Source organism: Rhizobium sp. 01N447_2, assembly GCF_056399245.1.
The window spans coordinates 110,624-137,089 of the sequence record NZ_JBFTQY010000001.1; the positions used below are offsets into that span (position 1 = coordinate 110,624).

The window sequence follows — 26,466 nt, forward strand, 5'->3', positions numbered from 1 at the left end:
CTTACTTGCCCTCGCTCTTTTCTGCCTGGCTGGCACGGTCGCGCAAACGCTCGCCCCGGTCGCCCGCGCGCTCCTGCACACCGATGCGTTCGGCAAGCCGGTCAAGCGTCCGGCGCATCGCCTTCGCCTCGTCCTGCTGTGCCTCGATCCAGTCGCGCAGCATCTGCTGCTCGTTGCGCATGTTTTTGACGAGGCCCTGAATACCTTCGGCAAGGCTTGCCATCGCAGCGACGGAGCGTTGGCTGCCGGCGCCGCCCTCTTCGGAGACTTTGCGCAGATAATCGGAGAGCGCGCGCATGTCGTCTGAGGACGCGCCGGAAACGGCGTCGAGAGCCGGGGCAAGATGATCGGAGCCGACATCCGTCACCGAGGAGAGCCAGTTTTCCAGCTCCATATAGAAGCGGTTTTGCGCGCGGCCGGCCTGCAGGTCGAGGAAGCCGAGAATGAGCGAACCGGAAAGGCCGAGCAGCGAGGAGGAGAAGGCCTGGCCCATGCCCGAAAGCGGCGTGGAAAGCCCTTCCTTCAGCGCCGAGAGCACGTCCCCGGTGCCGTTCGAACCGGCATCGAGCGACTGGATGACAATGCTGATCGAACCAATCGTGCCTATGAGGCCCCAGAAGGTGCCGAGCAGGCCGAGGAAGACCAAGAGGCCGATCAGGTAGCGTGAAACGTCGCGCGATTCGTCGAGGCGGCTGGCAATCGAATCGAGGATCGAGCGCAGCGCCGTCGTCGACAGAGACACTGCGGACTTGCGGCTGCCGAGCAGCGCCCGCATTGGTGCAAGCAGCCGCGGATTGCGGTTGACCTTGTCGACGCTGCCGGCGGCGCGGAACGAATTAAACCAGCGCACCTCGGGGCGAAGCGCCAGTACGTGGTTGAAAACAAGGATGATTCCGACCGCGAGAACGCCGACGATCAGGCCGTTCAGGGCCGGATTGTGCATGAAGGCGGTCTGCGTCTGGCGGAAGAGGATAGCGGCGATAAAACCGACGATGACGAGGAAAAGCAGCATCGTCCAGAGGAAGGGCATGGGGCTCGAAAGCCTGTTGGCATAGGTGCCAGCCGTCTTTTCGGTGGAGCCGATCTCCGCCACATTCACATTTTCCATAGGGTCGCTGCCTCCGGAGTCATTGCTGGCGGAGACTAGAGCAACATTGTGCCGAATTGAAGTATGCCGGGGCGAAAACCGTGACTTTACAACAGCCAGATTTTCGTTCGGTCACTTGGCGGGAACCGGCCGCTTGATGACTTCGATTAACGCCTTGTGGATGATCTCGTTGCCGGCGACGATCGCGCCGCTCTCCAGCATCGTTGCGCCACCGTCCCAGTCGGTGGCGAAACCGCCGGCTTCGCGGATGAGCAGGATGCCGGCTGCCATGTCCCACGGCGCAAGCTCCGCTTCCCAGAAACCGTCGAACCGCCCGGCAGCGACATAGGCAAGATCGAGGGTCGGCGAACCCAGGCGGCGGATGCCCGCCACTTCGCCCATCACGTGGCGAAGCTCGACCAGGAACTTGCCGTGATTGCGCTTGCCGAGCGCCGGCACACCGCAGCCGATGACGCAATCCGACAGCGCGCGACGCGCGGCGACGCGCAGGCGTCGGTCATTGAGGAAGGCGCCGCCCCCGCGCTCGGCGGTATAGAGCTCGTCGGTTGCCGGATTGAAAACGACGGCGGCAACGATCTCGCCGTTGCGTTCGAGCGCGATCGAGACAGCAAAGGCCGGGATGCCGTGCAGGAAGTTCGTCGTGCCGTCGAGCGGGTCGACAATCCAGCGATGCGCGCCGTCCGTACCCTTGATTTCCTCGCTTTCCTCGCCGAGGAAGCCATAGGTCGGACGCGCCTTGAGCAACTCTTCCTTGACGATTTTTTCGGCCTTGCGATCGGCGGTGGAAACGAAGTCGCCCGGTCCTTTTACGGAAACCTGCAGGTTCTGCACTTCGCCGAAATCACGCCCCAGCGATTTTCCTGCCTTGAGGGCAGCCTGAACCATGACATTGAGAAGAGCTGAACGGGCCATCGGCGCATTTTTCCTTGGGACTGATACGAGGCGCGCGCGCTGCCAGGGCCGGGAAGTGTCCCTGAACATGCATGACAGGCAGCGCTGCGAAGATTGGCGGCCTCAAGACCACAAAATCAGGGAAATTTCAAGGGGAGGCACGCATGGCTGCCCTGCGGCGCCAGAAACCATTAATTTTATTCTGGACAGATCAGTCCAATAAGAGTAGAAGCCTGGTCATGGCACGACACAAGGAATTCGATCGCGACACCGCCCTTCATGCCGCCATCGGCGTATTTTCCGAGCACGGCTATGAGGGCACTTCGACCGAGGAATTGCTGACGGCGATGAAGATCAGCCGGCAAAGCATGTACGATACCTTCGGCGACAAGCGCGGCCTCTATCTGGAAGCGCTGAAGCGCTACAATGTGGAGAGCATCGACAAGATCATCGCTGATCTTCGCCGCGAAGACCGGCCGATCGAGGCTCTGGAAGGCGCTCTCGTCGCCTTCGCCTCGCGTCCCGCTGCCGAGGCACGGCGCTGCTGCCTCGGTGTCAGCGCCATCTGTGAATTCGGCCGCACCGATGCCGAGATCGCAGCCCTTGCCGACAGCGCCGGCCACGCGCTTCACGCGGCGATCGAGAGCCTTCTCGCTGAGGCTCGCAGGACCGGAGAACTCGCAACAGATATCGATATCGCCGACGCCATCCCGTTTCTCGGCGCTGCTTTGTCGGGCATGAAAGTTAGCGCCCGAAACGGCGCCCCACCCGAGACGCTCCGCGGTATCGCACGCATGGCAATCAGAAGCCTCCGCTGACGAAGGGATAACTCCGAACCGGCCTTTCCATGGACAATTCTAGACTGATCAATCCAAAAACAAAGGAAGCATAAATGTCTCAACCCCTTTCCACCAAGATCGCCCTCGTCACCGGCGGCTCGCGCGGCATCGGTGCCGCCATCGTCCGCAGGCTCGCCGCTGACGGCGCCGCCGTCGCCTTCACCTATTCCAGCTCGGAGCACAAGGCGAAGGCGATCGTCGCCGAGCTGGAGGCTGCTGGCGGCAGGGCGCTGGCAATCCGGGCCGACAGCGCCGATGCGAAGGCCGTACAGGATGCCATCGCGTTGACAGCCGGGCATTTTGGCGGTCTCGACATTCTCGTCAGCAATGCCGGCATTCTCATCCTCAACCCGCTCGACGACTATTCGCTCGAAGATTTCGACCGGATGTTCGCCGTCAACGTCCGCGCTGCCTTCGTCGGCATCCAGGCAGCGGCAAGACACATGAAGGAAGGCGGCCGCGTCATCACCATCGGCAGCGTCACCGCCGATCGCAGCGGCTTTCCGACCTCCGCGGTCTATAGTATGACGAAGGGCGCGATCGCCTCGATGACCCGCGGCCTCGCCCGCGATCTCGGCCCACGCGGCATCACCGTCAACAACATCCAGCCCGGCCCGACGGCGACCGACATGAACCCCAATGAGGACGATCATGAGCGCCTCAAGCCGCTGATGGCGCTTGGCCGTTTGGGTGAGGACCGCGAGATTGCCGGCCTCGCCGCCTATCTCGCCAGTGCCGAGGCCGCTTTCGTCACCGGCGCCAGCCTGACGATCGACGGCGGTTACCTCGCCTGAATGGAGAGCCTGCAGGGCTACAACCAAAAACCGGCGGCATCCTGCGATACCGCCGGCTTCGGTCTGGCTGTTTAAAGAGGTCCTAGAACTTCTGTTGCGTCATCAGCACTTCACGAGCGATCTGATCGAGCGGCAGGATCCGGTCGACGCCGCCTTTGGCGATCGCCTCCTTCGGCATGCCGAAAACAACGGAACTCGCCTCGTCCTGCGCCACCGTGTAGGCGCCGGCCTCGTGCATTTCCAGCATGCCGCGCGCACCGTCGTCGCCCATGCCGGTCATGATGATGCCCATGGCGTTCGAGCCGGCCGAGCGCGCCGCCGAGCGGAAGAGCACGTCGACGGAAGGCCGGTGTCGCGACACCAGCGGCCCGGTCTTCACGCTCACATAGTAGCGCGCACCCTGGCGCTCGAGCAGCATGTGCTTGTCGCCTGGCGCGATCAGCACATGGCCGCGCAGCACCGGATCGCCATCGACGGCTTCCTTGACCTCGACCTCGCAGAGCCCGTTCAGCCGCTTGGCGAAGGCGGCGGTGAATTTCTCAGGCATATGCTGGACGATCACCATGCCAGGCGCATTGGCCGGCAGCTCCTCCAGGAACTCGCGCAGTGCTTCGGTGCCGCCGGTGGAGGCGCCGACGCACACGACCATCTCCGTCGTCTTCGCCATGGCTCGCCCCGTCGGTGGCGGCAGCATCACATCCGCCGTCAGTTTCTTGGCCGGCCCCTCCGCTGAAGCGGAACGGATGGTTCCGGCGGCGCGGCGGACATTGGAAAGCCGTGCATGCGAGGCGCTTTTGACGACTTCGCGAATACGCATCGCATCATCGGCAAGGCTGTCGGCGGCCCCGATCTTCGATTTCAGAATGACGTCGACGGCACCGGCCTCCAGCGCCTGGATCAGGGTCTCCGAACCCGCTTCCGTCAGCGACGAGCACATCACGACAGGGATCGGCCGCTGCGCCATCAGCTTGCGCAGGAAGGTAATGCCATCCATGCGCGGCATCTCCACGTCGAGCGTGATGACATCGGGGATCTCCTCCTGCAGCTTCCGCGCCGCCATGAAGGGGTCGGATGCGACCGCCATGATCTCGATATCGGGATCCTGCTCCAGCACATGGGTCAGCGTCTGGCGGACGCTGGCGGAATCGTCGATGATGAGAACGCGGATTTTCTTAGCCATGAATGCCCCTAATGCATGCCGTCCAGAAGTGCGCAGCGGTTTGGGATGACGCGATGCGCTTTAGATACGCTGAAACACCGTATTCGAGACCTGCTTCAACGGCAGATCGAAGCCGGTGATCGATTCAGAATGGCCGATGAACATGTAGCCGCCCTTCGCCAGGCAGGCACAGAGGCGGTTGAGAACACCGGCCTGAGTCTGCTTGTCGAAGTAGATTAGCACGTTGCGGCAGAAGATGACGTTCATCAACTCGCCGATCGGGTATTTCTCGTCCATCAGGTTCATGCGGGCAAAGCCCACCTTGCTGCGCAGTTTGGGGTTGATGCGAACCTCCCGCCGATCCGGCTGCTTGGCCGTCAGCACGTATTTGCGCTGCAGGTCGCGCGGCACCGGCGCTATAAGATCTTCCGGATAGATGCCCCGGCGCGCTGTCTGCAGCACGTCGGTGGAAAGGTCGGTGGCCAGCACGCTGTAGGAGACGTTGTTGCGGCTTTCAGCGAATTCCGCCAACACCATCGCTATCGTATAGGGCTCGGCTCCCGTCGAGCAGGCTGAACTCCAGGTGCGGATGGTCCGAACGCCGCTATTGGCGATCGTTGGCAGCGCGACCGTCTGCAGATAGTCGAAATGCTTGGCTTCGCGGAAAAAGTCGGTCTTATTCGTCGTCACGACATCGATCAGGTAGACGGTTTCCTGGTCGAGGCCGTCATGATTGAAGAGGAAGTCGCAATAATCGTCGAAGGTCGCATGGTTGGTTGCGCGAAGGCGGCGCCTCAGCCGCCCTTCGAGCATCGTCAGCTTGGTCGGCGGCATCTTGATGCCGCTATAATCGTAGATGAACCGGGCAAGCTTGTCGAAATTGCGCTTGCTGATCCGGTCGCCCGGCAATTGGGTTTCCACCGCTGCTGCCATACTCATAGAACGCAGTACTCCGAGTTGATGCGCGGGTCAGGCCGCCGATTGCAGTGCCGAGGCGTCCTCGCGCGACAGCAACCGTGCAAGATCGATGATGACGACGAAGCCGTTTTCACGACGAACGACGCCGGCGATATAGTCCGAGCGCCAGCGCACGCCGATATCAGGCGCCGCCTCGATCTGCTCGCGCCGGAATGGCGTGACCTCGAAGACGCGGTCGGCAACGAGGCCAAGGGTCAGCAGCCGGCTTTCCATTGGCACGTCGAGGACGAGCACGCGCGTGTGCGGGGTCGGCACAGTCTTCGTCATGCCGAGCTTCAATCGAAGATCGATTGTCGGCACGCCCTGCCCGCGTACGTCACGCAGGCCGAGCAGATAGTCGGGACCATTCGGAATCTTGAAAGCTTCCGCATAATCGAGGATTTCCCGTACAACCTCAACCGGCACGGCGAAGATCTCCTCGCCGAGGCTGAAGGTCACGAATTGCGCTTCCAAAGATGTCGTGGCCATGATCATGCGCTTTCCTTGAATTCGACGTCCCCATCATCGGGACCGCCCATGGAGAGATCGAGAGCGAAGCCTTTCACCCGCGCCTGCTGGCTGGCGACGTTGTTGGCAGCCGGCTTCTTGGGCGTAGGCTTGCGGCCGGCGACGGAAGCCGGGCTGCGGACCGTGACCTTGGCGGCCGGCATGCGGGACTGGCGATTGCTTGCTGTATCGAGCTTGAAGAAGGCAATCGAAGCCTGCAGCTCTTCCGCTTGGGTCGCGAGCTCTTCCGAGGTCGCCGACATCTGCTCGGAGGCACCGGCATTCTGCTGCGTCACCTTGTCGAGCTGCTCGATCGCTTCATTGATCTGCGAAGCGCCGACATCCTGTTCGCGGCATGCGGCGCTGATCTCGGAGACCAATTCGGCCGTCTTGCGGATATCGGGCACCAGCCGGCCGAGCATGTCGCCGGCTTCCTGAGCGGCCTTGACCGTATCGCCCGACATCGAGCTGATTTCGGCAGCGGCCGACTGACTGCGTTCGGCAAGCTTGCGCACTTCAGATGCGACCACCGCAAACCCCTTGCCGTGTTCACCCGCACGAGCGGCTTCGACGGCAGCGTTGAGCGCCAACAGATCGGTCTGGCGGGCGATTTCCTGGACGATGCCGATCTTCTCGGCAATGGTCCGCATCGCCTGGACGGCGCGCGTCACCGCGTCACCACTGGCTTCCGCATCCTTGGCCGACTGGCGGGCGATTTTTTCAGTCTGGGCGGCGTTATCGGCGTTCTGCTTGATGTTCGCGGCCATTTCTTCCATCGAGGCGGAAGCCTCTTCGGCCGACGCGGCTTGTTCGGTAGCGCCCTGCGACACCTGTCCCGAGCTCGAGGAAAGTTCCTGGCTGCCGGCCGAAACATTTTCTGCGGCTGCAGCCGCATCGGTGACGACGCCGCGCAGGCGCTCGACCATCTGTTCGAGCGCAATGCCGAGCATGTCCTTCTCCGACAATGGCTTCGGGGACACCGTCAGGTCGCCATTCGCGATCTGATTGGCAATCTCGGCGGTGTTGCGAAGATTGTCCGTCATGACGTTGATCGTGTTGACCAGATCCTTGATCTCGTCGTTGCTCTTGATCTCGATCTTCTGGTTGAGATCACCGATGGCGACGGCGCTGGCAACGTTCATGATCTTGCGCAGGCCGCTGTTGACGCCGAGCGCGATCCACAGCGCAGCGGCGAAAGCGATGACGGAAGCCCCGATCGCGATACCAATCAGCATGTTCTTCGTCGAACTATAAAGAACGTCGGTGTCGTTATCGGCTTGCGCCATCGACTTCTGCTGAAGCGTGACGAGCGTCTCGAAAACCTCTTCCAGTTCCATGACGAGGCCGCGGACCTCTCCCGACGAAAGCGCCGCTGCCGCTGCCCTGTCGCCGCTTTCCTGGATAGAGGCGACTTTGTTGGAGCMCTCACTGAAGCGTTTGGCCAACTCGACCAGCCTGTCCCAGGTGGGCTTGCCCTCGTCTGTTGCGAGCTGTTGGCCGCCTGTGGCGAAGACCACCATGTCATCCAGGCTCTTCGCCGAATTCTGGTAGTCCTTCCTGGCCACTTCGGGATCCATTTCCAGAAGCGCATTCTTCTGCCAGCGAACGGCATTAAGCTCCGCAGTCTTTGCCTCCAGAGCCAGTTCCAGCCTCTTTGCCGGACCAGAAACAAGGTTGCCGACAGCATCGTTCAGGGAACTGAGGCTGATGATTCCATAGACCGCGCTGCCCACCAGCAACAATATGACAAAGCCGAATGCGGCTGCGAGCTTAAGTTTGATCGTAATACGCATCTCAATATACCTCTCCGAGAGCGAAGCAATTAATGTGGACCAAGGGGCGCGGCATCATGCAGCAAAGAAATTCCGGTAGGCGAAGCGTGCGTCGCGGGCCATCCTGACTGGTCCACGACAATTGCGAACGGGGAGCGGTTATGCGCTTTCCCCAGGTGAGCGCTATGCGCTCTCCCTAAACTCGTCATCGGCCGTGTCGGGACCGCCCATCGACAGGTCGAGGGCAAAGCCCTTCACGCGGGCCTGCTGACCGGCGACCGTATTCACCGGCGCCTTGCCGACCGGTTTGCGCGGTGCAGCCTGAGTCCGGCTGCGGGCGGTGAGTTTTGCAGCCGGCGCGCGCTCGCGGCGCCCGCCTGCCGTATCGACCTTGAAGAAGGCAATCGAGGTCTGCAGTTCCTCCGCCTGGGAGGCAAGCTCCTCGGAGGTTGCCGACATCTGCTCGGAGGCGCCGGCATTCTGCTGCGTCACCTTGTCGAGCTGTTGGATCGCTTCGTTGATCTGGGCAGCCCCGATATCCTGTTCACGGCAGGCCGCACTGATCTCGGAGACCAGCTCGGCTGTCTTGCGGATGTCGGGCACCAGGCGGCCGAGCATGTCGCCGGCTTCCTGGGCAGCCGTGACGGTGTCAGTCGACATGGCGCTGATTTCCGCTGCAGCCGACTGGCTGCGTTCGGCAAGCTTGCGCACTTCAGATGCGACGACCGCAAAACCCTTGCCGTGTTCACCCGCACGAGCGGCTTCGACGGCGGCGTTAAGAGCGAGAAGGTCGGTCTGGCGGGCAATCTCCTGGACGATACCGATCTTCTGGGCAATCGTGCGCATGGCATCGACGGCGCGGGAGACGGCCTCGCCGCTGGCTTCCGCATCCTTGGCCGACTGACGGGCGATTTTTTCCGTCTGGGCGGCGTTGTCGGCGTTCTGCTTGATGTTGGAGGCCATCTCCTCCATCGACGCGGACGCCTCTTCGGCGGACGCCGCCTGTTCGGTTGCGCCTTGCGATACCTGTTCCGAGCTTGCCGAAAGTTCCTGGCTGCCGGAAGAGACGTTTTCGGCAGCGGAGATCGCGTCGGCGACGACGCCGCGCAGGCGCTCGACCATCTGCTCGAGCGCGATGCCCAGCGCATCCTTATCGGAGAGCGGCTTCGGAGACACCGTCAGGTCGCCGTTTGCGATCTGATCGGCAATGCCGGCGGTGGTCCGCAGGTTGGAGATCATGCTCTGCATCGCGATGCCGAGCGTATCCTTGTCCGAAAGCGGCCTGGCATCGGTGCTGAGGTCGCCCATGGCGATCTGGTCGGCAAGTGCTGCCGTGGCACGCAGATTGGCAGTCATGGTATTGACCGTATTGATGAGATCCTTGATCTCGTCATTGGTCTTGACATCGACCTTCTGGTTGAGGTCGCCGATCGCGACGGCGTTTACGACGGTCGTGATCTTCCGCAGACCGTTGTTGATGCCGAGCGTGATCCACAGTGCAGCGCCGAGAGCTATGAGCACGGCGATACCGGAAGCGGTGCCGAGGATCAGCTTCGTCGAGTTGTAAAGATCGGTGTTCGACTGATCGGTCGCCTTCATGCCCTTGCGCTGGATCTCGATGAGTGGGGCAATCGCCTCACCCATGTCGTTGGTCATCGTGCGCAGGTCGCCGAGCGACAGCGCCAGGGCGCCGGCTCGATCGCCCCTGGCGTCAAGCTGCTGCAGTTCGGCGGATCTGTCGCGGAATTTCGCACCGATCGTCAGCAACTTTTCCCAATAGGGCTTGCCTTCGGGCGAGGCGATCGCAAGGCCGGCATCGACAGCATCGAACATGGCCTGCAAGTTCTGGTCGGCTTCCTTGTAGAAACCGGCAGTCGCGTCGGGATCCGTGGAAAGCAGCGCGTTCTTCTGGGCGCGGATGGCGTTGACTTCGGCAACATTGGCGTTCAGCGCCAGTTCCAGGCGGCGCATCGGGCCGTCGATCATATTGCCGCTTGCTTCATTCAAGGTGCCGAGGCTCAGGCTTCCATAAACCGCGATGCCGATCAGCAGCAGCGTCATGATGCCGAAGGCAAGACCCAATTTGAGCTTGATGGTGAAACGCATGTGATACCCCCTATGCGGTCAATACGAATGGATAGAGACACGTCCCGTCAACGGGGCGTCGAGCTTGAAAGTGATGTGTCTGAAAAGGGGGAAAGCGACTACATTCACTTCCCGGCAGCCGGACATCTATCGATCGCAGCGCCAACGCCTACATGCGTTGGGGGATATTCCCACCTCGGGCCACCGGAGCAGCCCGAGGGATCGGTTTGAGGCGAAGGCGCTCAGGCGCTTTCCCCGGGAGAGCTAGCCTCTCCCCGGACAGCGCTTATGCGCTCTCCCTGAAATCGTCGTCGCTGGCGTCTGGACCGCCCATCGACATATCGAGAGCAAAGCCCTTGAGACGCTGCTGCTGGGCCGAAATCGTCTGGCCGCGGCCCTGGCTGTGGGCCTGCGGGGCGGGTTTGCGGACGGCGGCCGGGGCCTTCACCTTGGCCGAAGCTTTTGGCTGGGTCTTGTGGGCGCCGGGCCGCGCGCTGCCTGCCGTATCGACCTTGAAGAAGGCGATCGAGGTCTGCAGTTCCTCTGCCTGGGAGGCGAGCTCCTCGGAGGTTGCCGACATCTGCTCGGAAGCACCGGCATTCTGCTGCGTCACCTTGTCGAGCTGCTGGATCGCCTCGTTGATCTGCGAGGCGCCGATATCCTGTTCGCGGCAGGCCGCACTGATCTCGGAGACCAGTTCCGCCGTCTTGCGGATGTCGGGCACCAGCCGGCCGAGCATGTCGCCGGCATCGGCGGCAGCCTTGACCGTGTCGCTCGACATCGAGCTGATTTCCGCTGCAGCCGACTGACTGCGTTCGGCAAGCTTGCGCACCTCCGAGGCGACCACCGCAAAACCCTTGCCGTGTTCACCCGCACGAGCGGCTTCGACGGCGGCATTCAAGGCGAGCAGATCGGTCTGGCGGGCGATCTCCTGGACGATGCCGATCTTCTGGGCGATCGTGCGCATGGCGTCGACGGCGCGCGTCACCGCTTCACCGCTCATCTCCGCATCCTTGGCCGACTGGCGGGCGATCTTCTCCGTCTGGGCGGCGTTATCGGCGTTCTGCTTGATGTTGGCGGCCATCTCTTCCATCGAGGCGGAAGCCTCTTCGGCCGAAGCCGCCTGTTCGGTAGCGCCCTGCGACACCTGTTCCGAACTCGCCGAAAGTTCCTGGCTGCCGGAGGAGACGTTGTCGGCGGCCGACAGCGCGTCGGCGACGACGCCGCGCAGGCGTTCGATCATCGTATTGACGTTGCCCAGAAGTTCGCCGATTTCGTCATGGCTGGTGATATCCGCCATCTTCGTCAGATCGCCTTCCGACACCTCGCGAACCACGGTGTTGGCGCGGCTGAGGCCCTTGCTGATCGTGCTGGCGATCCAGAAGGCGGTGAAGGCAGCAATCAGCAGGGCGACGGCGGCGACCGCAACCATCATTGTGCGCGTCGTCGTGTACTGCGCTTCGGCGCCGTCGTCCGCAGCCTTCATGCGCTGCTTTTCAAGTGCCAGGATCTCGCTGAGCGTCGAGTCGATGTCGTTGGCAGCGGCCCGCGCCGTCGTAACGGAGATGGTATTTGCGCCTTCCGCATTGCCGGCCTTCACATATTCTCGGATTTGATCGTCGGCTCCATTGAAGGTCTTGGAAAGTTCAGCGATGCGCGCCCAGCGCGCCTTGCCTTCTTCCGTTGCCAGCGCCAGCACCTGGCTGAAGGCGTCGGCGAACTCCTTGCGGGCCTGATTGCCCTTGGCGATTGCCCCGGCCGTTTCGTCTGCGCCACGGGCGGTGAGCAGATTCTTCTGCTGGCGGATGGCCTCGAGCTGGGCAATATTGATCTGTTGCGCCAGGTCGAGGCGGGCTGCCGGGCCGGAGAGAAGCTTATCGATCGTGTCGTTCAGCGATCCAAGGCTGAAGATACCGTAAACGGCGGTACCCACGAGCATTACAATGATGAAGGTGAACGCGGTCACCAGTTTCGTCTTGATTGTCAGTCGCATGGTCCCCAAACCCCTCGTTGAATTCATCCAGCGTCAATTGACGGCGCCTGCCGCATCGTGCCTCGATGAAAAGATTGCCTGCAGATTGGGGAGAATGATGAATTCTCCGCCCCTCTTCACCAGGCAGTTGATGTAATCGGCGCGCCAGCGCATGCCGACGCTGGGCGGAGCCTCGCTGGCGGACTTTGAAAGCGTCGTCACCTCGTTCACCTTGTCGGTCCTGAGGCCGACGAGCGTCTGCTCGCCCTGCAGGTCGATCTCGATGACGATGAAGCGGCTGTCGATCGTCGCCTCARCTGCTTCCATCCCGAAGGCGAGACGCAGATCGGCGAGCGGAATGACCTTGCCGCGAAAGTTGATGACGCTGGCGACGAAGGGCTGGCTGCCCGGCACAGCGGTCTCGGGAAGCAGGTCCAGGATTTCCTGGACGATGACCGCCTCCAGCGCGAAGGTTTCGCCGTTGAGATCGAAGGTCAGGACCTCGACTTCCTCGGCATAGCTCCAGTGATTGTCGAATCGTTCGGCTGTTGCTGCTGTTGCACTCATCCTGCCACCCGCAATTGCGCCTCCTGTTGCTGACCCGCGGCAACCAGGTGCCCGACGTCGAGAATGAGAGCGACGCTGCCGTCGCCGAGAATGGTCGCGCCCGAGAAGGTCGCAACGTTATTGTGCAGTTTTGACATCGACTTGATGACCGTCTGGTGGTCACCGATGATCTGGTCGACGACGAGACCGACGCGCTCCGTGCCGGTCGAGATAACGACGACCTTCTGGTGCACGTCGGGCTTGGTGCCGGTGCGGAAGAGGTCGCGCAGGCGCAGGAACGGCACCAGGCYGTCGCGCAGCGAGATGAAGCTGCGGCCGCGCGAGCGGAGATCTTCCTCGAGCGACAGTTCGAGGCATTCCTCGACTGCCGAGAGCGGGATGACGTAGCGGCCGGAACCGACGCGCACCAGTAGGCCGTCGATGATGGCGAGCGTCAGCGGGATGCGCAGCGACACTTCCGAACCCTGTCCCGGCACGCTGACAATGTCGATCGCGCCGCGGAGCGCTTCGACCGTCTTCTTGACCACGTCCATGCCGACCCCGCGGCCGGACAGATTGGTGATCGCGGCAGCCGTCGAGAAGCCAGGGGCGAAGATCAGTTGCAGCAGCTCGGAGTCGGAAAGCGGCTGGCCGGGCTGGATGAGGCCGGAGGATTCCGCCTTGGCGCGAACCCGTTCACGATTGATACCGCGGCCGTCGTCCTTGATCGAGATGATCACTTCGCCGCCGGCCTGGCGGGCCGAAAGCGTCACCGTGCCGGCTTCGATCTTGCCGGAGGCAAGGCGCTCGGCGGGCGTTTCGAGGCCGTGATCGATCGAGTTGCGCACCAGATGCACCAGCGGATCGGCCAGACGCTCGATGACTGTTTTGTCGACTTCGGTGCTCTCGCCCTCCGTCACCAGTTCGATCACCTTGCCGGTTTCGCGGGCGAGATCATGGACGAGGCGGCGGAAACGGGAGAACAGGGTGGCGACCGGCACCATGCGCAACACCATCATCGTGTCCCGCAATTCGCCGGAGAGGCGTTCGATTTCTTCCGAAACGGAGCGTAGCGCGATATCGGTGCTGGCGCTGGCGAGCTGGCTGAGGCGCGATTGCGCGATGACGAGCTCGCCGACGCGATCCATCAACTCGTCGAGACGTTCGGCCGGAACGCGGACATTCTCGGCCGCCTTCGCCTGGCTGACGGCGGCAGGCGCCTCGCGCTTGGCCGGAACCGCCTCGACRGGACGGAATTCCGGGACGGCCGCCGCCGGCGGAACGGGCGCCGCCGATGCCGCGGCGACAGGCGCAGGGGCTGCCTTTTCATCGGCCGGAGCGACGGCTGCCGCTGTCGGCCCGTCGATCTCCTCGACACTGAGTTCCATGTCATCGAGCACGAAGATGAAGACGTCGTTGATCGCCGAACGGTCCTGCTCGCTGGTCAGCGTCACGTCCCAGGAAATATGGAGATCCGTCGGAACCAGCTCGTCGAGAGCCGGAATGGCCGATGTATTGGCGCGCACGGTGCATTCGCCGAGATCGCGCAGCTCGTCCAGCAGACCGAGCGGGTTGGTGCCGTTGGCCATCGAATTGGCGGGCAGGCTGAAGCGGATGCGCCAGCTGTTCTTCTTCTTCGCCGGTGCCTCGCGCACGCCTGCGGGTGCGGGAACAGCGACCGGCGTGGCGGCAGGCGCCGCTTCCTTGCCGCCGACGGCGGCCTGCAACTGTGCCAGAAGCTTATGCCCAATATCGCCATGATCGGCGTCCGGCTGGTCGACGAGGGCACGCATATGGTCCTGGGCGGAGAGAACGGCGGCGACGAGTTCGCTGGTCGCCGCGACCTCGCCCTTGCGGACGCGGTAGAAGGCTGTTTCGCAATGATGGGTGAAGGCGGCGAGTGCCTCGAAGCCAAACATCGCGCCGGAGCCCTTGAGCGTGTGGAGCCCGCGGAACACGGCGTCGACTAGATCCTTGTTGTCGAGCTGGTGAGTCAGGTCGAGGAGACCGGCCTCGATCGCTTCGAGGCATTCGGCAGCCTCCGTGCGGAATACGGCGACGGGATCGAGCGTGCTCATCGTCCAAGAACCTTCTTCACGATCTTCACCAGGCTTTCCGGGTCGAACGGCTTGGTCAGCCAGCCCGTCGCACCGGCGGCCTTGGCGCGCGCCTTGAGATCGGCGTCCGATTCCGTCGTCAGGAAGATGATCGGAACGCCCGCCTGCGCCGGCAGCTTGCGCAGTTCCTCGATCATCGTCAGCCCGTCCATGACAGGCATGTTCAGATCGGTCACGATCAGATCGAAGCTGCTGCCCTTCGCCGTCGCGAGGCCCTCTGCCCCGTTGACCGCCTCGGTGACGCGATAGCCGGCATTGGTCAGCGTGACCTTGGTGGTCAGACGAATGCTGGCGGAATCGTCGACAGTCAGGATATTTGCACTCATAACGTCACCTCTTTATGCAACCAGAAATTTGCGTCTTCTTGATCGAAGCATTCGATGAAACCTGCGTGCTCAAGTATCTTCAGGACCGAGCCATTGGCCGGCGAAGAAAGCTTGAACATCTTTCCTTTGGATTTTGCTTGTCGGCGCGAGGATTCGATAAGCTGAACGAAACTCAGATCCGCTTCTGCACCTTCTGGAATGCTGACGATKATTGTATCACGGCTATGAAATTCATCATTAAACTTGGAATATAGTTCGGTCACGTTACGGATGCTAAGCACGTCCGGCAAATTTATAGATTCGTAATATTGTTTCTGAGTATCCAATGCAGCCTCCTGGGCCAGAAAATACTTGACGACCCTAAAAGGACTCTCACGGCAGCGTTAATGCGGGGTAAACAGCGGTTGTAGGAAACTGCCGTATAGCGCGTTCCGCGACTCCCAATTCTCATCCGGGATAAGTTGTATTTTTTTCTCAAAATTTAGAAATAAGTAAAATAAAAACAACATGTTGAATCATCAAATCAAGCGTTGGGCTTTCAGCGACACGCCATCAACATCTTTCGTTAATCACAACGCTGGCGAGTCCGGCGCGTTTACCGGACGTTTCCATCCTGCCCGTAAAAATAGAGTTGAATTGCCTGGATTTTAACAAAAGGTATAAAAGTGGCACACGCTCTGGTATCACCGAACGCTGCAGCCTACACATCAGGGCGGGACATCAGCCAGACCCTGGAATCCGCCCGCGGCCAGGTCGAGGAACGTTTCCTCGAAGGCGGCACCGTGCTGCTGTCGGTTATGGATGTCCTCAACCGCTTGCTGAACTCGCTCGAGAGCGTCACCACGGCGCTCGACAATAAAGAGGCGAGCGATACGGGCGCCGATCTCAGGGCCACGGTGGCGAGCCTGACGGCGCTGCCGATCACTGAGGAAGGCCGCCAGCGGGCGCTCGTTTCGCTGGCGCATACTGGCAGGGAGCTGCGCAAGCACGTCGCTGACATGCAGGAGACGATGCGTTATCTCAGAACCTTCGCAGTGACGGTGAAGATCACCGGCGCCGGCATTGCCGAATTCGCCGGCTTCGCCCAGGAGATTCTGGAGCGTATCTATTCCGGCACCGATGAGGTCAACCGTTTCGCCACACACCTCGACAGTCTCGATAAGGAGGTCAAACTCGCCGCCTCCTTTGGCGCCAGCGTTTCGAAGGGTTATGCCGATACCGTTCCGGCCGTCGCCGGGGCCCTGCGTGATGACGCCGCCAAGATCGCCGAACACCGCAGGGATCTCGGCGTCATTGCTCGCGAGGTCGGCGCGATTGCCCGCGCCGTGCAGAGCAAGGTCGCCTCGACGCTGTCTGCCCTGCAGATCGGCGATATCACCCGCCAGCGCATCGAGCATGTACAGGCCACCTTTTCGCTGCTTGAAGATTTCTTTGCCGGCGAGGATGGCGCGAAGCTCGACGCCGGCGCGCGCCAGCGCCTCCAGAACGTCATTCACCATCTGACGGCAGCGCAGATGAGCGACATGTGCGCAAATTTCCAGCGGGATTCTGAGAACGTCGTCAAGACGATCGCGAGTTTCGACCACGATATGCGAGAGATCCTCAAGCTGCGTGATCAGATGAGCGGTGAGAGCGGCGAGGCCGGCGGCAACTTCATGCGCTCGCTGGAATCCAGCGTTTCGGCCGCCCATGAAATCGTCAAGCAGGTCGACACGGCAAGCCGCCAGGCCGATCAGGTGAGCCAGTCGACGATCGGCACGGCCGCCAAGCTCTCCGAAGCGATCGGCAACATCCGCGCCGTCAAGACCGATATTCACTATATGGCTTTGAATACCAACCTGCGCTGCAGCCGCCTCGGTGAAGAAGGCAGGTCGATCAACGTCGTCACCGCCGAGCTGCGCATCTTCGCGGGCAAGCTCGACGATTCCGCCGACGCCATCGTCAATGGCCTGCCGGCGCTCGAAGCCGCGGCCGGGCGCCTCGCCCCCGCCGCCGATGCCGGAGCCGGCAACCTGGGGGAGAGCCTGACGTCGGCCGTCGGCAACATCCGCTCTGCAGCCAACCTGATTGAAAACGAACTGAAGGTGCTCGCCGAGAACGGTCGCGAGGTCGCCACCAAGATCAGCCTGCTGATCGGCAAACTCGATTTCCAGCATGATCTCGGCGAAGTCCTTGCCGGCTGCGCCGATCTGCTCGAAGGCGTCGCCGGCACCGATATCGCCGATATCTCCGATCTCACCGAGACGATCGCGCCGCTCGACCGCAAGATCTTCAAGCACTACACGATGGTCCAGGAACGCAACATTCATCGCGGCATCATTCCGGCGAGCGAGGACAATACTCCCGCTCCTGCCGAGGCCGCCAAAGCCGAAAACGATGAAGACCTCTTCGCCGACGCGCTTTTTTAGGTTGGAACGCTACGGCGCCGCGCGTCTCTTCAGACGCGCAAAGGACGCTGTAGCACTTTCAATTGACGCATAATTTTATCCTTAAATCGATCCCGATTTAAGGAATTGTGCAGTGGGCCGTTCGCCTGTCGTCGGCCGGATCGCCAAGCGGCCGCTATCGCCGCCGGAATTTGTTGGCAGCCTCGATCGCCGCCTTCTGCTGATCCTCCTCGATGCCAAGATAGAAATCCTCGAGCGACGGATCGGCAAGCCCGGCACGCCGAGACAGCACGTACCACTTCGCCGCCTCGATCGGATTGGGCGGCGTGCCGATGGCGTTGATGTAGAGATGAGCGAGCTTGTTCTGCGCGGCGACATTACCGCCATTGGCGGCAAGTTTCAGCCATTCGAAACCCTTGACGTAATCCTTCGGCCCACCGACACCGTTGACCAGCCAGATGCCGAGATCGAGCTGAGCCGTGTCGAAGCCGGCGCGCGCCGCGCGTACCATCCACTCGCGGGCGAGCTTCTTCTTTTCCTCCGGCAGGTCTTTCAGCGTCGCATAGATCTGCGCCACGGCATATTGCGAATCGGCAATGCCCTGCTCCGCCGATTTCTCGTAGAACGGCAGCGCGAGCTTCAGTCCCTTCTCGCCGGGATTGTCGGCGATGAGAAGCTGCGCCCAGTTGAATTCCGCCGAAGGATTGCCGCCCTCGGCCGCCTTGCGCATGTAGTCGTCGGCCTTGACCTTGTCACGCGGCACGCCCTCGCCTTCCATCAGGATCAGCGCATATTTGAACATTGCCGCCGCATCGCCGCCTTCGGCCGCCTTGCCGTACCAGAAGGCAGCGTTCTTCACGTCCTTCTTGACGCCGAGACCCTGCGAGAGGATTTCGCCGATCAGCGTCTGCGCCGCCGGATCGCCGAGCTGGGCGCGCGGCAGCGCCTTGTCCATTGCCGTCAGGTAGTAACCGCGCTGGAAGGCGCCGTAAGCTTCGTCGATCGGCCCCTTGTAATCCTTCTCCGGCGGCAGATCCGGCAACTTCGCGCCCATGCGGTCGAACACACCGACGCCATCGGAGGGCCCCACGTCCGGGCCGGAGGGCCGGTCGGTGCGGAAGGTCGAAGCCGGCCCCGTTCCCGGCTGGCTGATGACGCTGTCCGGCGCCTGCGCCAAGGCGACATTCGGCCCGGCCGCAACGAGGGCGGCCATGCTGGCAAGAATATATTTCAAAAGGCGGGCGGGCGGGATCGGCATGAGCGCGATTTCAATCCTCAAACCGTGGCGCTTTTTCGTCAAGCAACGCATTGATTTCGGCAACGACTGACGGCGCCCGGGCGGGCTCGCCGAAGACCGCCAGCCGCAGCGCCACGAACTCCGCTCCAGTTTCGGCGACGGCGAGTGCCGAGGCCGGATCAGTGCCGCCCATGACGATGCAGGGAATCTCGATCATCGAGGCCCACCATTCGCCGAGCGCAAGGTTCTTCGGATGCGCCTCCGGCTTGATATCGCCGTCGAGCTTGCCGAAGAAGATATAGTCCGGCCTGACTTCGCCGATCTCCAGCGCATGGTGCCGGTCGGTCGCGTTGCCACCGCCGACGATCAGCTTCGGCGCATGTTTATCGATCGCTTCCGAAAGCGCCTCTGCATTGCTGGAAAGGTGCAGGCCATCGGCCTTGGCCCGGCCGGCGACACGGCTGTCACCTGCAATCAGCGCGGCTGCTCCAGCATTCTGGATCAGCGGCACCAGCTTTTCGGCATGTTTCTGGAAGGTGCCGTCGTCGAGCCCGTATTGCGGCACGATCACCGAGGCGACATCGCCGCCCTTCAGCGCATCGGCGACGATCTTTGCCTGTTCGTCGGCATCGGCGATATCAGGCACGATGAGCACAAGGCGGCAGCGATTTTCCGGTTCGGTCATGAGGTCTTTCCGTTTCCGGCGAATTCCCCTTCGAAATGAGAGATCCGCACTCGTTTTGTGTGAGTAGTTCCGTTAGACGAGGCTTGCAAGAGGAGGACGTCGAAAGCATGCCGCAGGATTTGTCATTCTACTACGCCGCCGTGCCCGCCGTTCTGCTGGTGGGCCTCGCAAAGGGTGGCATGGGCGACGCTTTGTCGCTGATCGGCCTGCCCTTCCTCGCCCTCGTCGTCTCACCGGTCGAGGCGGCGGCCATCCTGCTGCCGATCCTGGTCTTCATGGACATGATCTCGCTCGTCATCTGGCGCAAACATGGCGACTGGGCGACGTTGAAGATCATGCTGCCTGGCGCCATCTTCGGCATCGCGCTGGGCTGGGCGACCTCGGCCCTGGTTCCGGGCAACATGCTGCGCATCGTCATCGGCGCGGTGACCATCCTCTTTTGCCTGCGCTATTTCTGGAACAATTTCGGCCCGGGCGCCGGCAAGGTGATCCCGCCGCGCGGCCAGCGACCGGTGGTCGCCAGCCTCTGGGGGACATTTTCCGGTTACGGCAGCTTCGTTGCTCATGCCGGCGGTGCGCCCTTCCAGATCTATGCCCTGCCGCTCAAATTGCAGCCACGCGAATATACCGGCACCAGCGTGCGCTTCTTTGCGATCCTCAACGCCATCAAGCTGATCCCCTATTTCGCGCTCGGCCAGCTCGACACCCAGAATCTTGCGACCTCCGCGACGCTTCTACCCTTTGCCCCGCTCGCCACCATTGCCGGCGCCTGGTGCGTGCGCCGCATGAAGCCACAGATCTTCTATCCCTTCATGTATGCGATGGCGCTGATCGCCGCCTTCCTGATCGTGCGCGAGGGCCTTGGCTGGTAGAAACCGCTAAAGCATGTCGCGCAAAACTGTGCAGCGGTTTTGCGATAACGACATGCGTAAAAACAAAGACCTAAAGCGCGACGAGCGAATCTGAAGGTTCGCGACGCGCTTTAGACCGTGGCACGCTGCAATGCACAATTTCCTTGCTGGCGCGGCCGGTTTGACGTAGCGTTCCCGTCATGTCGAACACGGACCCTTTCTCTGCGATTGCCGATCCGAACCGGCGGTTTCTGCTGGAGGAATTGCGTCGCGCGCCACGGACGGTCAATGAGCTCGCCGAAGGCCTGCCGATCAGTCGCCCCGCTGTCTCGCAACACTTGAAGGCGCTGCTCGACAGCAATCTCGTCTCCGTGACCTCAGAAGGCACCAAACGTATCTACACGGTCAATAACCGCGGCTTCGACAAGCTCAATTTGTGGCTGGATCAGTTCTGGGCCTGATGCAGGTTCCCATAAGATCAACGGATACCATGCAAATCATATGAACGCCATGTGAGACGTGGCGACCCAAAAGCGCCAGCCGCGATGCCGGATGCATCGGACTGGCGCAAATCTGGTGTCAAATCACCGGTTCTTGCTAATTCTTGGCGGAATGGATGGATTTACCTTGTTGCGCAAGATGATCGCCCGGCGACCCTTGGGAAGATTAGTGGACGGATGACTTAAGACGCTGAATCTCGTCCTTGATGCGCAGCTTCCGGCGCTTGCATTCGGCAAGTTCCGTATCGGAAATAGAGGGAGATGTTCTGAGCGCGTGCAACTCCTCCTCGAGAGCAACATGCTTTTTCTGGAGTGACTCAAGATGAGCTTGAACAGTCATATGACCCTTCCTTCCTCTTACCCTCCCCGGCCAACATCGTCGGGGATCAAGGTGTCAACGGCCGGACTGTGACATATTTTTGAAGGCTTGTCGAAGGCCAAAAGATGAAGACTGGATGGCAATTTCATGATCAAGACTAACTAGCCGTTACCTGTATTTGGTGATAGGAGCTTGCGGAAATCATCGCCAGATCGGACAAGGTCCAGGGACGGTAACGGGGAATGCATATGGCCGATCAGGAACAGGCGGAAATCAGGCTCACGGTGGCGCGTCTGCGTCAGGAGCACGAGGATTTCGATGCCGCGATCAACGCCATGATCCAGACCGGATGCGATGCTCTGCGAATCCAGCGCATGAAAAAGAAAAAACTTGTCATCAAGGACAGGCTCTCCAAGCTGGAAGATCAGATCATCCCTGACATCATCGCCTGAGAGGGAATAGCAGCAACGATGACAGACAGACCACCCGTCGCCATCATCATGGGCAGCCAGTCCGACTGTGAGACCATGAAAAACGCCGCCGACACGCTGGAGGCGCTGGAAATTCCCTATGACGCGCGCATAATTTCGGCGCACCGCACAGTGGACCGGCTGGTCAATTTCGCCAAGGGCGCACGCGCGGAGGGCTTCAAGGTCATCATCGCCGGCGCCGGCGGCGCCGCCCACCTGCCGGGCATGACCGCCGCGATGACACCGCTGCCGGTTTTCGGCGTGCCGGTCCAGTCGAAAGCCCTGTCCGGCCAGGACAGTCTTCTTTCCATCGTGCAGATGCCGGCCGGTATTCCTGTGGGCACGCTTGCCATCGGCAAGGCCGGCGCGGTCAACGCCGCGCTTCTCGCCGCCGCCGTGCTTGCCCTTTCCGACGAAGAAATCGCCGACCGGCTCGACGAATGGCGCGAGCGCCAGAGTGCTGCCGTCGCCGAATACCCGATGGACGACCTATGACGGCAAGAACGATCGGCATTATCGGCGGCGGCCAGCTCGGCCGCATGCTGGCCATCGCCGCCGCCCGGTTGAATTTTCGCACGATCATTCTCGAGCCGCAGCCGGACTGCCCGGCCGCTCAGCTCGCCAACCGGCAGATTACCGCCGCCTATGACGATCCGTCGGCACTGGCCGAACTCGCCGATATCTGCGACGTCGTCACCTACGAATTCGAGAACGTGCCCGTCGCAGCCGCCGAAAGACTCTCGGCGAGCGTGCCCGTCTTTCCGCCGCCGAAGGCGCTGGAAGCCGCCCAGGACCGCCTCGTCGAAAAGCGCTTTCTCAATGACTGCGGCATATCAACCGCCCGCTTCCACGCGATCGACAGCCAGGCCGATCTTGAGACGGCACTTAAGGATTTCGGCGGCCAGGGCGTGCTGAAGACCCGCCGTCTCGGTTATGACGGCAAGGGCCAGAAGGTTTTCCGCTCGGCGGCCGACAGCCCGGATGGCGCCTATGCCGCACTCGACGGCGTGCCGCTCATCCTCGAAAGCTTCGTCGCTTTCGAGCGCGAGGTCTCGATCATCGCCGCGCGCGCCACCGACGGCACGGTCGTCTGCTTCGATCCGGCCGAGAATGTGCACCGCGACGGTATCCTTCACACCTCGACGGTCCCCGCCGCGATCTCTGCATCGACGGCGGACGCCGCGCGCCAATCGGCCGAAAAGATCCTTGCCGCGTTGAACTATGTCGGCGTCATCGGCATCGAGTTCTTCGTGCTTGCCGATGGCGGCCTGATTGCCAACGAAATGGCGCCGCGTGTCCACAACTCCGGTCACTGGACGGAAGCGGCCTGCGTCGTCAGCCAGTTCGAGCAGCATATCCGCGCCGTTGCTGGCCTGCCGCTTGGCAGTGCCGAGCGCCATTCCGACTGCATCATGCAGAACCTGATCGGCGACGATATCCTTGCGGTTCCCGACTGGCTGCGGCGCCCCGATACGCTGGTTCATCTCTATGGCAAGACTGAGTGGCGCCCCGGTCGCAAGATGGGCCATGTCACCACCTTGACGCCGAAATCGCCGGTTTTGGCCTGAGAAAACACCCCTTCGCCTTGGGAAAAACACCTTCATGTGGTTGACACGGAAAAGGTGACGGGGTATCTGCTCCCCCACCTAAACAGCGCGCCCGATGGCGCGCTTTTGATTGTTAAAGATACGGGCGAATGTGAATTCCCCCATAGAGATCGCGGATCAGAAAAATGAAGATCAAGAATTCGCTCAAGTCGCTCAAGGCTCGTCACCGTGACAACCGTCTGGTTCGTCGTAAGGGCCGCATCTACATCATCAACAAGCTGAACCCGCGCTTTAAGGCTCGTCAGGGCTGATTTCGCGCGTCCGGATCGCCTCGCCGCGTGAGCTTGCGACGGCAGATATATCCGGTGGGTCGCTGCGGTGATCACGTCAAATTTGTTTGATCTTCGGCGCTGGCGGGCTAATATGCCCGCCATGCGCTTTTTTGCTTTGACATCAGCGGCGCTGCCGCTCGCCCTCATTCTCCTCACCGCCTCCTTTCCGGTCGCCGCCGCGGAAAAGCCCGCTGCCGCCGCGAAAAAGGACGTCATCGTCGAGCAGGCGGATACCAACAGTTCGCCGAAGCAGCACCTCGACCAGCTCTTCAGCCAGCTGAAGCGTGAACGCGATCCCGAAAAGGCCGGCGGCATCGCCAATGAAATCCGCATGGAATGGAACGATTCCGGCAGCGCCACCATCAATCTGCTGATGCAGTGGGCCGACAAGGCGATCGAGGAAAAGCGCAATCCCGCGGCCCTCGATTTCCTCGATGAGGCGATCGCGCTGAAGCCTGATTATGCCGAAAGTTGGAACCGMCGCGCCACGCTGAATTTCGTCATGGGCAATTACCGCAAGTCGATGTCCGACATCGAACGTGTGCTCGATCTCGAGCCGCGCCATTTCGGCGCGCTCTCCGGCATGGCGGCGATCCTCAGCAATTCCGGCAACGACCAGCTGACCTTGAAGGCTTGGGAGCGTTTCCTTGACGTCTATCCCGCCGAACGCACTGCGCAGGAACAGGCCAACACGCTTGCGGAAAAACTCGCCGGCAACCGCACCTGATTCCTGGTCTGATCTCTTGACGTCGGATTTCGCCGCGCAATTTTAGCATATGGAGGGAACGATATGGCGGTTGGCCGCCAGTAGGTCGTCCCGCAATTATCGCTCGTTGAGATCATGCTTGCAGAAGTTTCCGCTCTTCTCRCCCCGCTCGCCGCCGCCATCGGTTACTCCACTTATAAGGCGCGGCAATTCGAACACGCCTATCCGAATATCGGCGAACTGACGGATGTCGGCGGCTACCGGATGAATGCCGTCCACATCGAGCGTCCCGAAAATGCGGATCTGCCGGCACTGGTCTTCATTCACGGCGCCAGCGGCAATTTGCTCGACCAGGTCGTTGCCTTCCGCGCCGCACTCGAAGGCCGGGCGGAAATGCTGTTCGTCGATCGCCCCGGTCATGGCTATTCCGAGCGCGGCGGCCCTGAGAACGCCGTCCCCTCCGGCCAGGCCGATGCGATCGCCAGACTGATGGAGAAGCGCGGCATCGAGAAGGCGATCATCGTCGGCCATTCCTTCGGCGGCGCGATCACCGCCGCCTTCGGCCTGCGCCATCCTGATAAGACCGCCGGCTTGCTCTTCCTCGCGCCTGCCACCCATCCATGGCCGGGCGGCATCGACTGGTACTATCATGTGGCAACCGTGCCGATCGTCGGCTGGCTCTTCAACCACGCGATCGTCGTGCCGCTCGGGCTGAGCCGGCTGGAGCGCGGCACGCTGAATATCTTCCGTCCCAATCCGCGCCCGGCCGACTACATCGAAAAAACGGGGCCGTCGCTGGTGCTGCGACCCAACGCTTTCCATAACAACGCCGCCGATTTCAAAACGCTGCTCGCCTATGTGAAGGAGCAGTCGCTGCTCTATTCGCAGATCACCGCGCCGACCGTCATCATAACAGGCGACAGCGACGAGATCGTCTGGGAACACTTGCACTCGCGCGGCCTTGCCCGCGATATATCAGGCTCCGAACTCATCACCGTCAGCGGCGTCGGCCACAAGCCGGATTATCTCGCAACCGATGTCGCCATCGCCGCCATGGAGAAGATATCAGGCAAGCCGCGCGACCTGCAGGCGATCGCCCGCAGGGCCGAGGAACGGCTTGCCGCCGCTTCACGCGATCAGACGGTCGGAACCGTACCGCCGTCGATCGTATATTCGGCGCCGTGAATAAAGGCCGCACGCGGCGATGCCAGAAAAGCAACAAGTTCGGCCACGCCATCGGGGCGCCCTGGCTTGCCGAGCGGAATGCCGCCGAGCGAACCCATCAACATTTGCCGGCCGCCCTCCTCATCTGTCCCCGCCTCGTCGGCGATGCGCTGGATCAACGCCGTGGCTGCCGTCGTTTCGATAAAGCCCGGCGCGACAGTATTTACTCTAACGCCCTTCGGCCCGACCTCCTTCGAGAGCCCCTTGCTGTAATTCGAAAGCCCGGCTTTCGCCGCCGCATAGGCAAGTGTCGCCTCGTAGAGCGGCAGCCGCCTCTGGATCGACGACACATGGATGATGACGCCATGGCCACGCTCGATCATGCCGGGTAGAAAGGCCCGGTCGAGCCGCACCGGCGCCAGCAGGTTCGCGGCGATATCCGCCTGCCAATGTTCGTCGGCAAGGGCTGCAAAGCCGCCGCTCGGCGCCGACGATCCGCCAACATTGTTGATAAGGATATCAAGCCCGCCGAATGCTTCGAACACCCGTTGGACGAGGGCCTTAACGCCGGCAGCGGTGCTGATGTCGGCCTGCACGAACAGGTCAGGCGCCTGGCCCTTCGGCAGTGGCGAACGCGCCGTCGTCGCGACTCGGCCGCCGGCGGCCAAGAGACGGGCGACGATCGCCTCGCCCATGCCCTTGGTGCCGCCGGTGACGAGAATGCGCTTGCCGGAAAATTCGTTCGGATCGAAGGGGAATGCAGGAGCGATCGTCATGCGCCGATCTCCAGACGGATGATGGACCGGTCGTCGAGTGTGAAGTGGTAGCGCAGTATTGCCGGGCTGCCTGGAAAATTACCGGAGACGAGGGCGGAGACGATAGGCTGAGCCTCCGTCCCGGCCAGACCGGTCACCTCGACGGTCACGCCGTATTTGCGTGTCGTCTTTTCCATCCAGTCGCGGATGGCCGCATGGCCGCGCAGATCCTCGCCTTCGTCGCGCACATCTGCGTCCTCGCCAAAGGCCGAAAGCATGCCATTTATGTCCTTGCGGTTCTTCGCGGTGAAATAGGTCGCCAGCGGTTTCGGAAGTTCTATAGTCATGAAAGATCCTCTTTTCTTGCATTGGAAAGAGGATGGCGATAGACTTACGAAATAACAAGAACCTACTAAAAAGTATGGTACTTACCAAAAAGT

28 protein-coding genes are annotated in these 26,466 nt (G+C 61.7%); 11 read left to right on the plus strand and 17 right to left on the minus strand.

The features are described from left to right. Position 1: 1 nt before the first annotated feature. Both AC1ECN_RS00515 and AC1ECN_RS00520 read right to left on the minus strand, forming a co-directional pair. Positions 2-1,108, minus strand: coding sequence for a flagellar motor protein MotA (locus AC1ECN_RS00515; protein WP_477951850.1), 1,107 nt, complete (start codon positions 1,106-1,108; stop codon positions 2-4). 111 nt (positions 1,109-1,219) lie between these two features. Continuing rightward, positions 1,220-2,020: an inositol monophosphatase family protein gene (locus tag AC1ECN_RS00520; protein ID WP_130662188.1), complete on the minus strand. Its 801-nt coding sequence runs from the start codon at positions 2,018-2,020 to the stop codon at positions 1,220-1,222. A 218-nt stretch (positions 2,021-2,238) separates the two neighbouring features. Between AC1ECN_RS00520 and AC1ECN_RS00525 the strand changes: the two genes are divergently transcribed. Both AC1ECN_RS00525 and AC1ECN_RS00530 read left to right on the plus strand, forming a co-directional pair. Continuing rightward, positions 2,239-2,817: a TetR/AcrR family transcriptional regulator gene (locus AC1ECN_RS00525; RefSeq protein WP_018072870.1), complete on the plus strand. Its 579-nt coding sequence runs from the start codon at positions 2,239-2,241 to the stop codon at positions 2,815-2,817. A 74-nt stretch (positions 2,818-2,891) separates the two neighbouring features. Then, positions 2,892-3,632 carry a 3-oxoacyl-ACP reductase family protein gene (locus AC1ECN_RS00530; RefSeq protein WP_130662190.1) on the plus strand — a complete coding sequence of 247 codons (741 nt, stop codon included), beginning with the start codon at positions 2,892-2,894 and terminating at the stop codon, positions 3,630-3,632. An 82-nt stretch (positions 3,633-3,714) separates the two neighbouring features. Here AC1ECN_RS00530 and AC1ECN_RS00535 read toward each other — a convergent pair whose 3' ends face one another. From AC1ECN_RS00535 to AC1ECN_RS00580, 10 genes are all read right to left on the minus strand, one after another. Beyond that, positions 3,715-4,812, minus strand: a complete 1,098-nt coding sequence (locus AC1ECN_RS00535) for a protein-glutamate methylesterase/protein-glutamine glutaminase (protein WP_128402898.1) — start codon at positions 4,810-4,812, stop codon at positions 3,715-3,717. A gap of 60 nt (positions 4,813-4,872) precedes the next feature. After that, complete coding sequence (locus AC1ECN_RS00540; RefSeq protein WP_018072867.1) at positions 4,873-5,730, minus strand: CheR family methyltransferase; 858 nt, start codon at positions 5,728-5,730, stop codon at positions 4,873-4,875. A gap of 30 nt (positions 5,731-5,760) precedes the next feature. Further along, a complete protein-coding gene (locus AC1ECN_RS00545) occupies positions 5,761-6,243 on the minus strand; it encodes a chemotaxis protein CheW (RefSeq protein ID WP_018072866.1) in 483 nt (160 codons plus the stop codon). After that, positions 6,240-8,048, minus strand: a complete 1,809-nt coding sequence (locus AC1ECN_RS00550) for a methyl-accepting chemotaxis protein (RefSeq protein WP_477951854.1) — start codon at positions 8,046-8,048, stop codon at positions 6,240-6,242. Before AC1ECN_RS00550 ends, AC1ECN_RS00545 begins: the two co-directional genes overlap by 4 nt. A 162-nt stretch (positions 8,049-8,210) precedes the next feature. Beyond that, the gene (locus tag AC1ECN_RS00555; protein ID WP_130673077.1) at positions 8,211-10,133 is read right to left on the minus strand and encodes a HAMP domain-containing methyl-accepting chemotaxis protein; all 1,923 of its coding nucleotides are present in this window, start codon (positions 10,131-10,133) and stop codon (positions 8,211-8,213) included. A 265-nt stretch (positions 10,134-10,398) separates the two neighbouring features. Continuing rightward, positions 10,399-12,105: a methyl-accepting chemotaxis protein gene (locus tag AC1ECN_RS00560; RefSeq protein WP_024322379.1), complete on the minus strand. Its 1,707-nt coding sequence runs from the start codon at positions 12,103-12,105 to the stop codon at positions 10,399-10,401. Positions 12,106-12,138: 33 nt separating this feature from the next. Then, positions 12,139-12,651, minus strand: a complete 513-nt coding sequence (locus AC1ECN_RS00565; RefSeq protein WP_477951857.1) for a chemotaxis protein CheW — start codon at positions 12,649-12,651, stop codon at positions 12,139-12,141. Beyond that, the gene (locus tag AC1ECN_RS00570) at positions 12,648-14,708 is read right to left on the minus strand and encodes a chemotaxis protein CheA (protein WP_477951859.1); all 2,061 of its coding nucleotides are present in this window, start codon (positions 14,706-14,708) and stop codon (positions 12,648-12,650) included. The genes AC1ECN_RS00565 and AC1ECN_RS00570 overlap by 4 nt, the downstream gene beginning before the upstream one ends. After that, entirely contained in the window at positions 14,705-15,073 is a 369-nt protein-coding gene (locus AC1ECN_RS00575) for a response regulator (RefSeq protein WP_017968162.1), read from the minus strand. The genes AC1ECN_RS00570 and AC1ECN_RS00575 overlap by 4 nt, the downstream gene beginning before the upstream one ends. Then, complete coding sequence (locus tag AC1ECN_RS00580; RefSeq protein ID WP_130673078.1) at positions 15,070-15,399, minus strand: STAS domain-containing protein; 330 nt, start codon at positions 15,397-15,399, stop codon at positions 15,070-15,072. The genes AC1ECN_RS00575 and AC1ECN_RS00580 overlap by 4 nt, the downstream gene beginning before the upstream one ends. 339 nt (positions 15,400-15,738) lie before the next feature. Here AC1ECN_RS00580 and AC1ECN_RS00585 point away from each other — a divergent pair, with 339 nt between their 5' ends. After that, positions 15,739-17,481, plus strand: coding sequence for a chemotaxis protein (locus AC1ECN_RS00585; protein WP_130673079.1), 1,743 nt, complete (start codon positions 15,739-15,741; stop codon positions 17,479-17,481). 154 nt (positions 17,482-17,635) lie between these two features. Here AC1ECN_RS00585 and AC1ECN_RS00590 read toward each other — a convergent pair whose 3' ends face one another. Together AC1ECN_RS00590 and AC1ECN_RS00595 are read right to left on the minus strand one after the other, a co-directional pair. Continuing rightward, positions 17,636-18,718, minus strand: a complete 1,083-nt coding sequence (locus AC1ECN_RS00590; RefSeq protein WP_130673080.1) for a tetratricopeptide repeat protein — start codon at positions 18,716-18,718, stop codon at positions 17,636-17,638. Positions 18,719-18,728: 10 nt separating this feature from the next. Continuing rightward, entirely contained in the window at positions 18,729-19,382 is a 654-nt protein-coding gene (locus AC1ECN_RS00595; RefSeq protein WP_130662200.1) for a thiamine phosphate synthase, read from the minus strand. A 107-nt stretch (positions 19,383-19,489) separates the two neighbouring features. Between AC1ECN_RS00595 and AC1ECN_RS00600 the strand changes: the two genes are divergently transcribed. Further along, entirely contained in the window at positions 19,490-20,254 is a 765-nt protein-coding gene (locus tag AC1ECN_RS00600) for a sulfite exporter TauE/SafE family protein (RefSeq protein WP_130673081.1), read from the plus strand. Between the two features lie 179 nt (positions 20,255-20,433). Beyond that, positions 20,434-20,694 (plus strand): ArsR/SmtB family transcription factor, encoded by a 261-nt coding sequence (locus tag AC1ECN_RS00605; RefSeq protein WP_003542830.1) that lies wholly within the window; start codon positions 20,434-20,436, stop codon positions 20,692-20,694. A 205-nt stretch (positions 20,695-20,899) separates the two neighbouring features. On the opposite strand, the gene AC1ECN_RS00610 is transcribed toward AC1ECN_RS00605, so the two are convergent. Next, positions 20,900-21,073 (minus strand): YdcH family protein, encoded by a 174-nt coding sequence (locus tag AC1ECN_RS00610; RefSeq protein WP_003542831.1) that lies wholly within the window; start codon positions 21,071-21,073, stop codon positions 20,900-20,902. A gap of 227 nt (positions 21,074-21,300) precedes the next feature. Between AC1ECN_RS00610 and AC1ECN_RS00615 the strand changes: the two genes are divergently transcribed. The 6 genes from AC1ECN_RS00615 (at position 21,301) to AC1ECN_RS00640 (ending at position 25,292) form a co-directional block, all read left to right on the plus strand. Next, positions 21,301-21,504 (plus strand): YdcH family protein, encoded by a 204-nt coding sequence (locus tag AC1ECN_RS00615; RefSeq protein ID WP_017968168.1) that lies wholly within the window; start codon positions 21,301-21,303, stop codon positions 21,502-21,504. Between the two features lie 18 nt (positions 21,505-21,522). Continuing rightward, positions 21,523-22,017 (plus strand): 5-(carboxyamino)imidazole ribonucleotide mutase, encoded by a 495-nt coding sequence (purE, locus tag AC1ECN_RS00620; protein ID WP_477951863.1) that lies wholly within the window; start codon positions 21,523-21,525, stop codon positions 22,015-22,017. Further along, a complete protein-coding gene (locus AC1ECN_RS00625) occupies positions 22,014-23,090 on the plus strand; it encodes a 5-(carboxyamino)imidazole ribonucleotide synthase (protein ID WP_018072855.1) in 1,077 nt (358 codons plus the stop codon). The genes purE and AC1ECN_RS00625 overlap by 4 nt, the downstream gene beginning before the upstream one ends. Positions 23,091-23,254: 164 nt before the next feature. After that, a complete protein-coding gene (ykgO, locus tag AC1ECN_RS00630) occupies positions 23,255-23,380 on the plus strand; it encodes a type B 50S ribosomal protein L36 (RefSeq protein WP_003566454.1) in 126 nt (41 codons plus the stop codon). A gap of 112 nt (positions 23,381-23,492) precedes the next feature. Next, complete coding sequence (locus AC1ECN_RS00635) at positions 23,493-24,128, plus strand: tetratricopeptide repeat protein (protein ID WP_026170960.1); 636 nt, start codon at positions 23,493-23,495, stop codon at positions 24,126-24,128. A gap of 114 nt (positions 24,129-24,242) precedes the next feature. Continuing rightward, entirely contained in the window at positions 24,243-25,292 is a 1,050-nt protein-coding gene (locus AC1ECN_RS00640; RefSeq protein ID WP_477951866.1) for an alpha/beta fold hydrolase, read from the plus strand. Here AC1ECN_RS00640 and AC1ECN_RS00645 read toward each other — a convergent pair. Both AC1ECN_RS00645 and AC1ECN_RS00650 read right to left on the minus strand, forming a co-directional pair. Continuing rightward, complete coding sequence (locus AC1ECN_RS00645) at positions 25,244-26,047, minus strand: SDR family oxidoreductase (RefSeq protein ID WP_018072852.1); 804 nt, start codon at positions 26,045-26,047, stop codon at positions 25,244-25,246. The genes AC1ECN_RS00640 and AC1ECN_RS00645 overlap by 49 nt on opposite strands. Beyond that, positions 26,044-26,373, minus strand: coding sequence for a nuclear transport factor 2 family protein (locus AC1ECN_RS00650; protein ID WP_018072851.1), 330 nt, complete (start codon positions 26,371-26,373; stop codon positions 26,044-26,046). The genes AC1ECN_RS00645 and AC1ECN_RS00650 overlap by 4 nt, the downstream gene beginning before the upstream one ends. Between the last annotated feature and the right edge of the window lie 93 nt (positions 26,374-26,466).

Excerpts from the sequence above, each read along its gene's own strand:
- AC1ECN_RS00530 (WP_130662190.1), top strand. The coding sequence starts at position 2,892 with ATGTCTCAACCCCTTTCCACCAAGATCGCCCTCGTCACCGGCGGCTCG.
- AC1ECN_RS00595 (WP_130662200.1), bottom strand. The coding sequence starts at position 19,382 with ATGACCGAACCGGAAAATCGCTGCCGCCTTGTGCTCATCGTGCCTGAT.
- AC1ECN_RS00615 (WP_017968168.1), top strand. The coding sequence starts at position 21,301 with ATGGCCGATCAGGAACAGGCGGAAATCAGGCTCACGGTGGCGCGTCTG.
- AC1ECN_RS00625 (WP_018072855.1), top strand. The coding sequence starts at position 22,014 with ATGACGGCAAGAACGATCGGCATTATCGGCGGCGGCCAGCTCGGCCGC.
- AC1ECN_RS00560 (WP_024322379.1), bottom strand. The coding sequence starts at position 12,105 with ATGCGACTGACAATCAAGACGAAACTGGTGACCGCGTTCACCTTCATC.
- AC1ECN_RS00520 (WP_130662188.1), bottom strand. The coding sequence starts at position 2,020 with ATGGCCCGTTCAGCTCTTCTCAATGTCATGGTTCAGGCTGCCCTCAAG.
- AC1ECN_RS00610 (WP_003542831.1), bottom strand. The coding sequence starts at position 21,073 with ATGACTGTTCAAGCTCATCTTGAGTCACTCCAGAAAAAGCATGTTGCT.
- AC1ECN_RS00605 (WP_003542830.1), top strand. The coding sequence starts at position 20,434 with ATGTCGAACACGGACCCTTTCTCTGCGATTGCCGATCCGAACCGGCGG.
- AC1ECN_RS00535 (WP_128402898.1), bottom strand. The coding sequence starts at position 4,812 with ATGGCTAAGAAAATCCGCGTTCTCATCATCGACGATTCCGCCAGCGTC.
- AC1ECN_RS00555 (WP_130673077.1), bottom strand. The coding sequence starts at position 10,133 with ATGCGTTTCACCATCAAGCTCAAATTGGGTCTTGCCTTCGGCATCATG.
- ykgO (WP_003566454.1), top strand. The coding sequence starts at position 23,255 with ATGAAGATCAAGAATTCGCTCAAGTCGCTCAAGGCTCGTCACCGTGAC.
- AC1ECN_RS00540 (WP_018072867.1), bottom strand. The coding sequence starts at position 5,730 with ATGAGTATGGCAGCAGCGGTGGAAACCCAATTGCCGGGCGACCGGATC.
- purE (WP_477951863.1), top strand. The coding sequence starts at position 21,523 with ATGACAGACAGACCACCCGTCGCCATCATCATGGGCAGCCAGTCCGAC.
- AC1ECN_RS00515 (WP_477951850.1), bottom strand. The coding sequence starts at position 1,108 with ATGGAAAATGTGAATGTGGCGGAGATCGGCTCCACCGAAAAGACGGCT.
- AC1ECN_RS00575 (WP_017968162.1), bottom strand. The coding sequence starts at position 15,073 with ATGAGTGCAAATATCCTGACTGTCGACGATTCCGCCAGCATTCGTCTG.
- AC1ECN_RS00645 (WP_018072852.1), bottom strand. The coding sequence starts at position 26,047 with ATGACGATCGCTCCTGCATTCCCCTTCGATCCGAACGAATTTTCCGGC.
- AC1ECN_RS00590 (WP_130673080.1), bottom strand. The coding sequence starts at position 18,718 with ATGCCGATCCCGCCCGCCCGCCTTTTGAAATATATTCTTGCCAGCATG.
- AC1ECN_RS00545 (WP_018072866.1), bottom strand. The coding sequence starts at position 6,243 with ATGATCATGGCCACGACATCTTTGGAAGCGCAATTCGTGACCTTCAGC.
- AC1ECN_RS00600 (WP_130673081.1), top strand. The coding sequence starts at position 19,490 with ATGCCGCAGGATTTGTCATTCTACTACGCCGCCGTGCCCGCCGTTCTG.
- AC1ECN_RS00525 (WP_018072870.1), top strand. The coding sequence starts at position 2,239 with ATGGCACGACACAAGGAATTCGATCGCGACACCGCCCTTCATGCCGCC.
- AC1ECN_RS00650 (WP_018072851.1), bottom strand. The coding sequence starts at position 26,373 with ATGACTATAGAACTTCCGAAACCGCTGGCGACCTATTTCACCGCGAAG.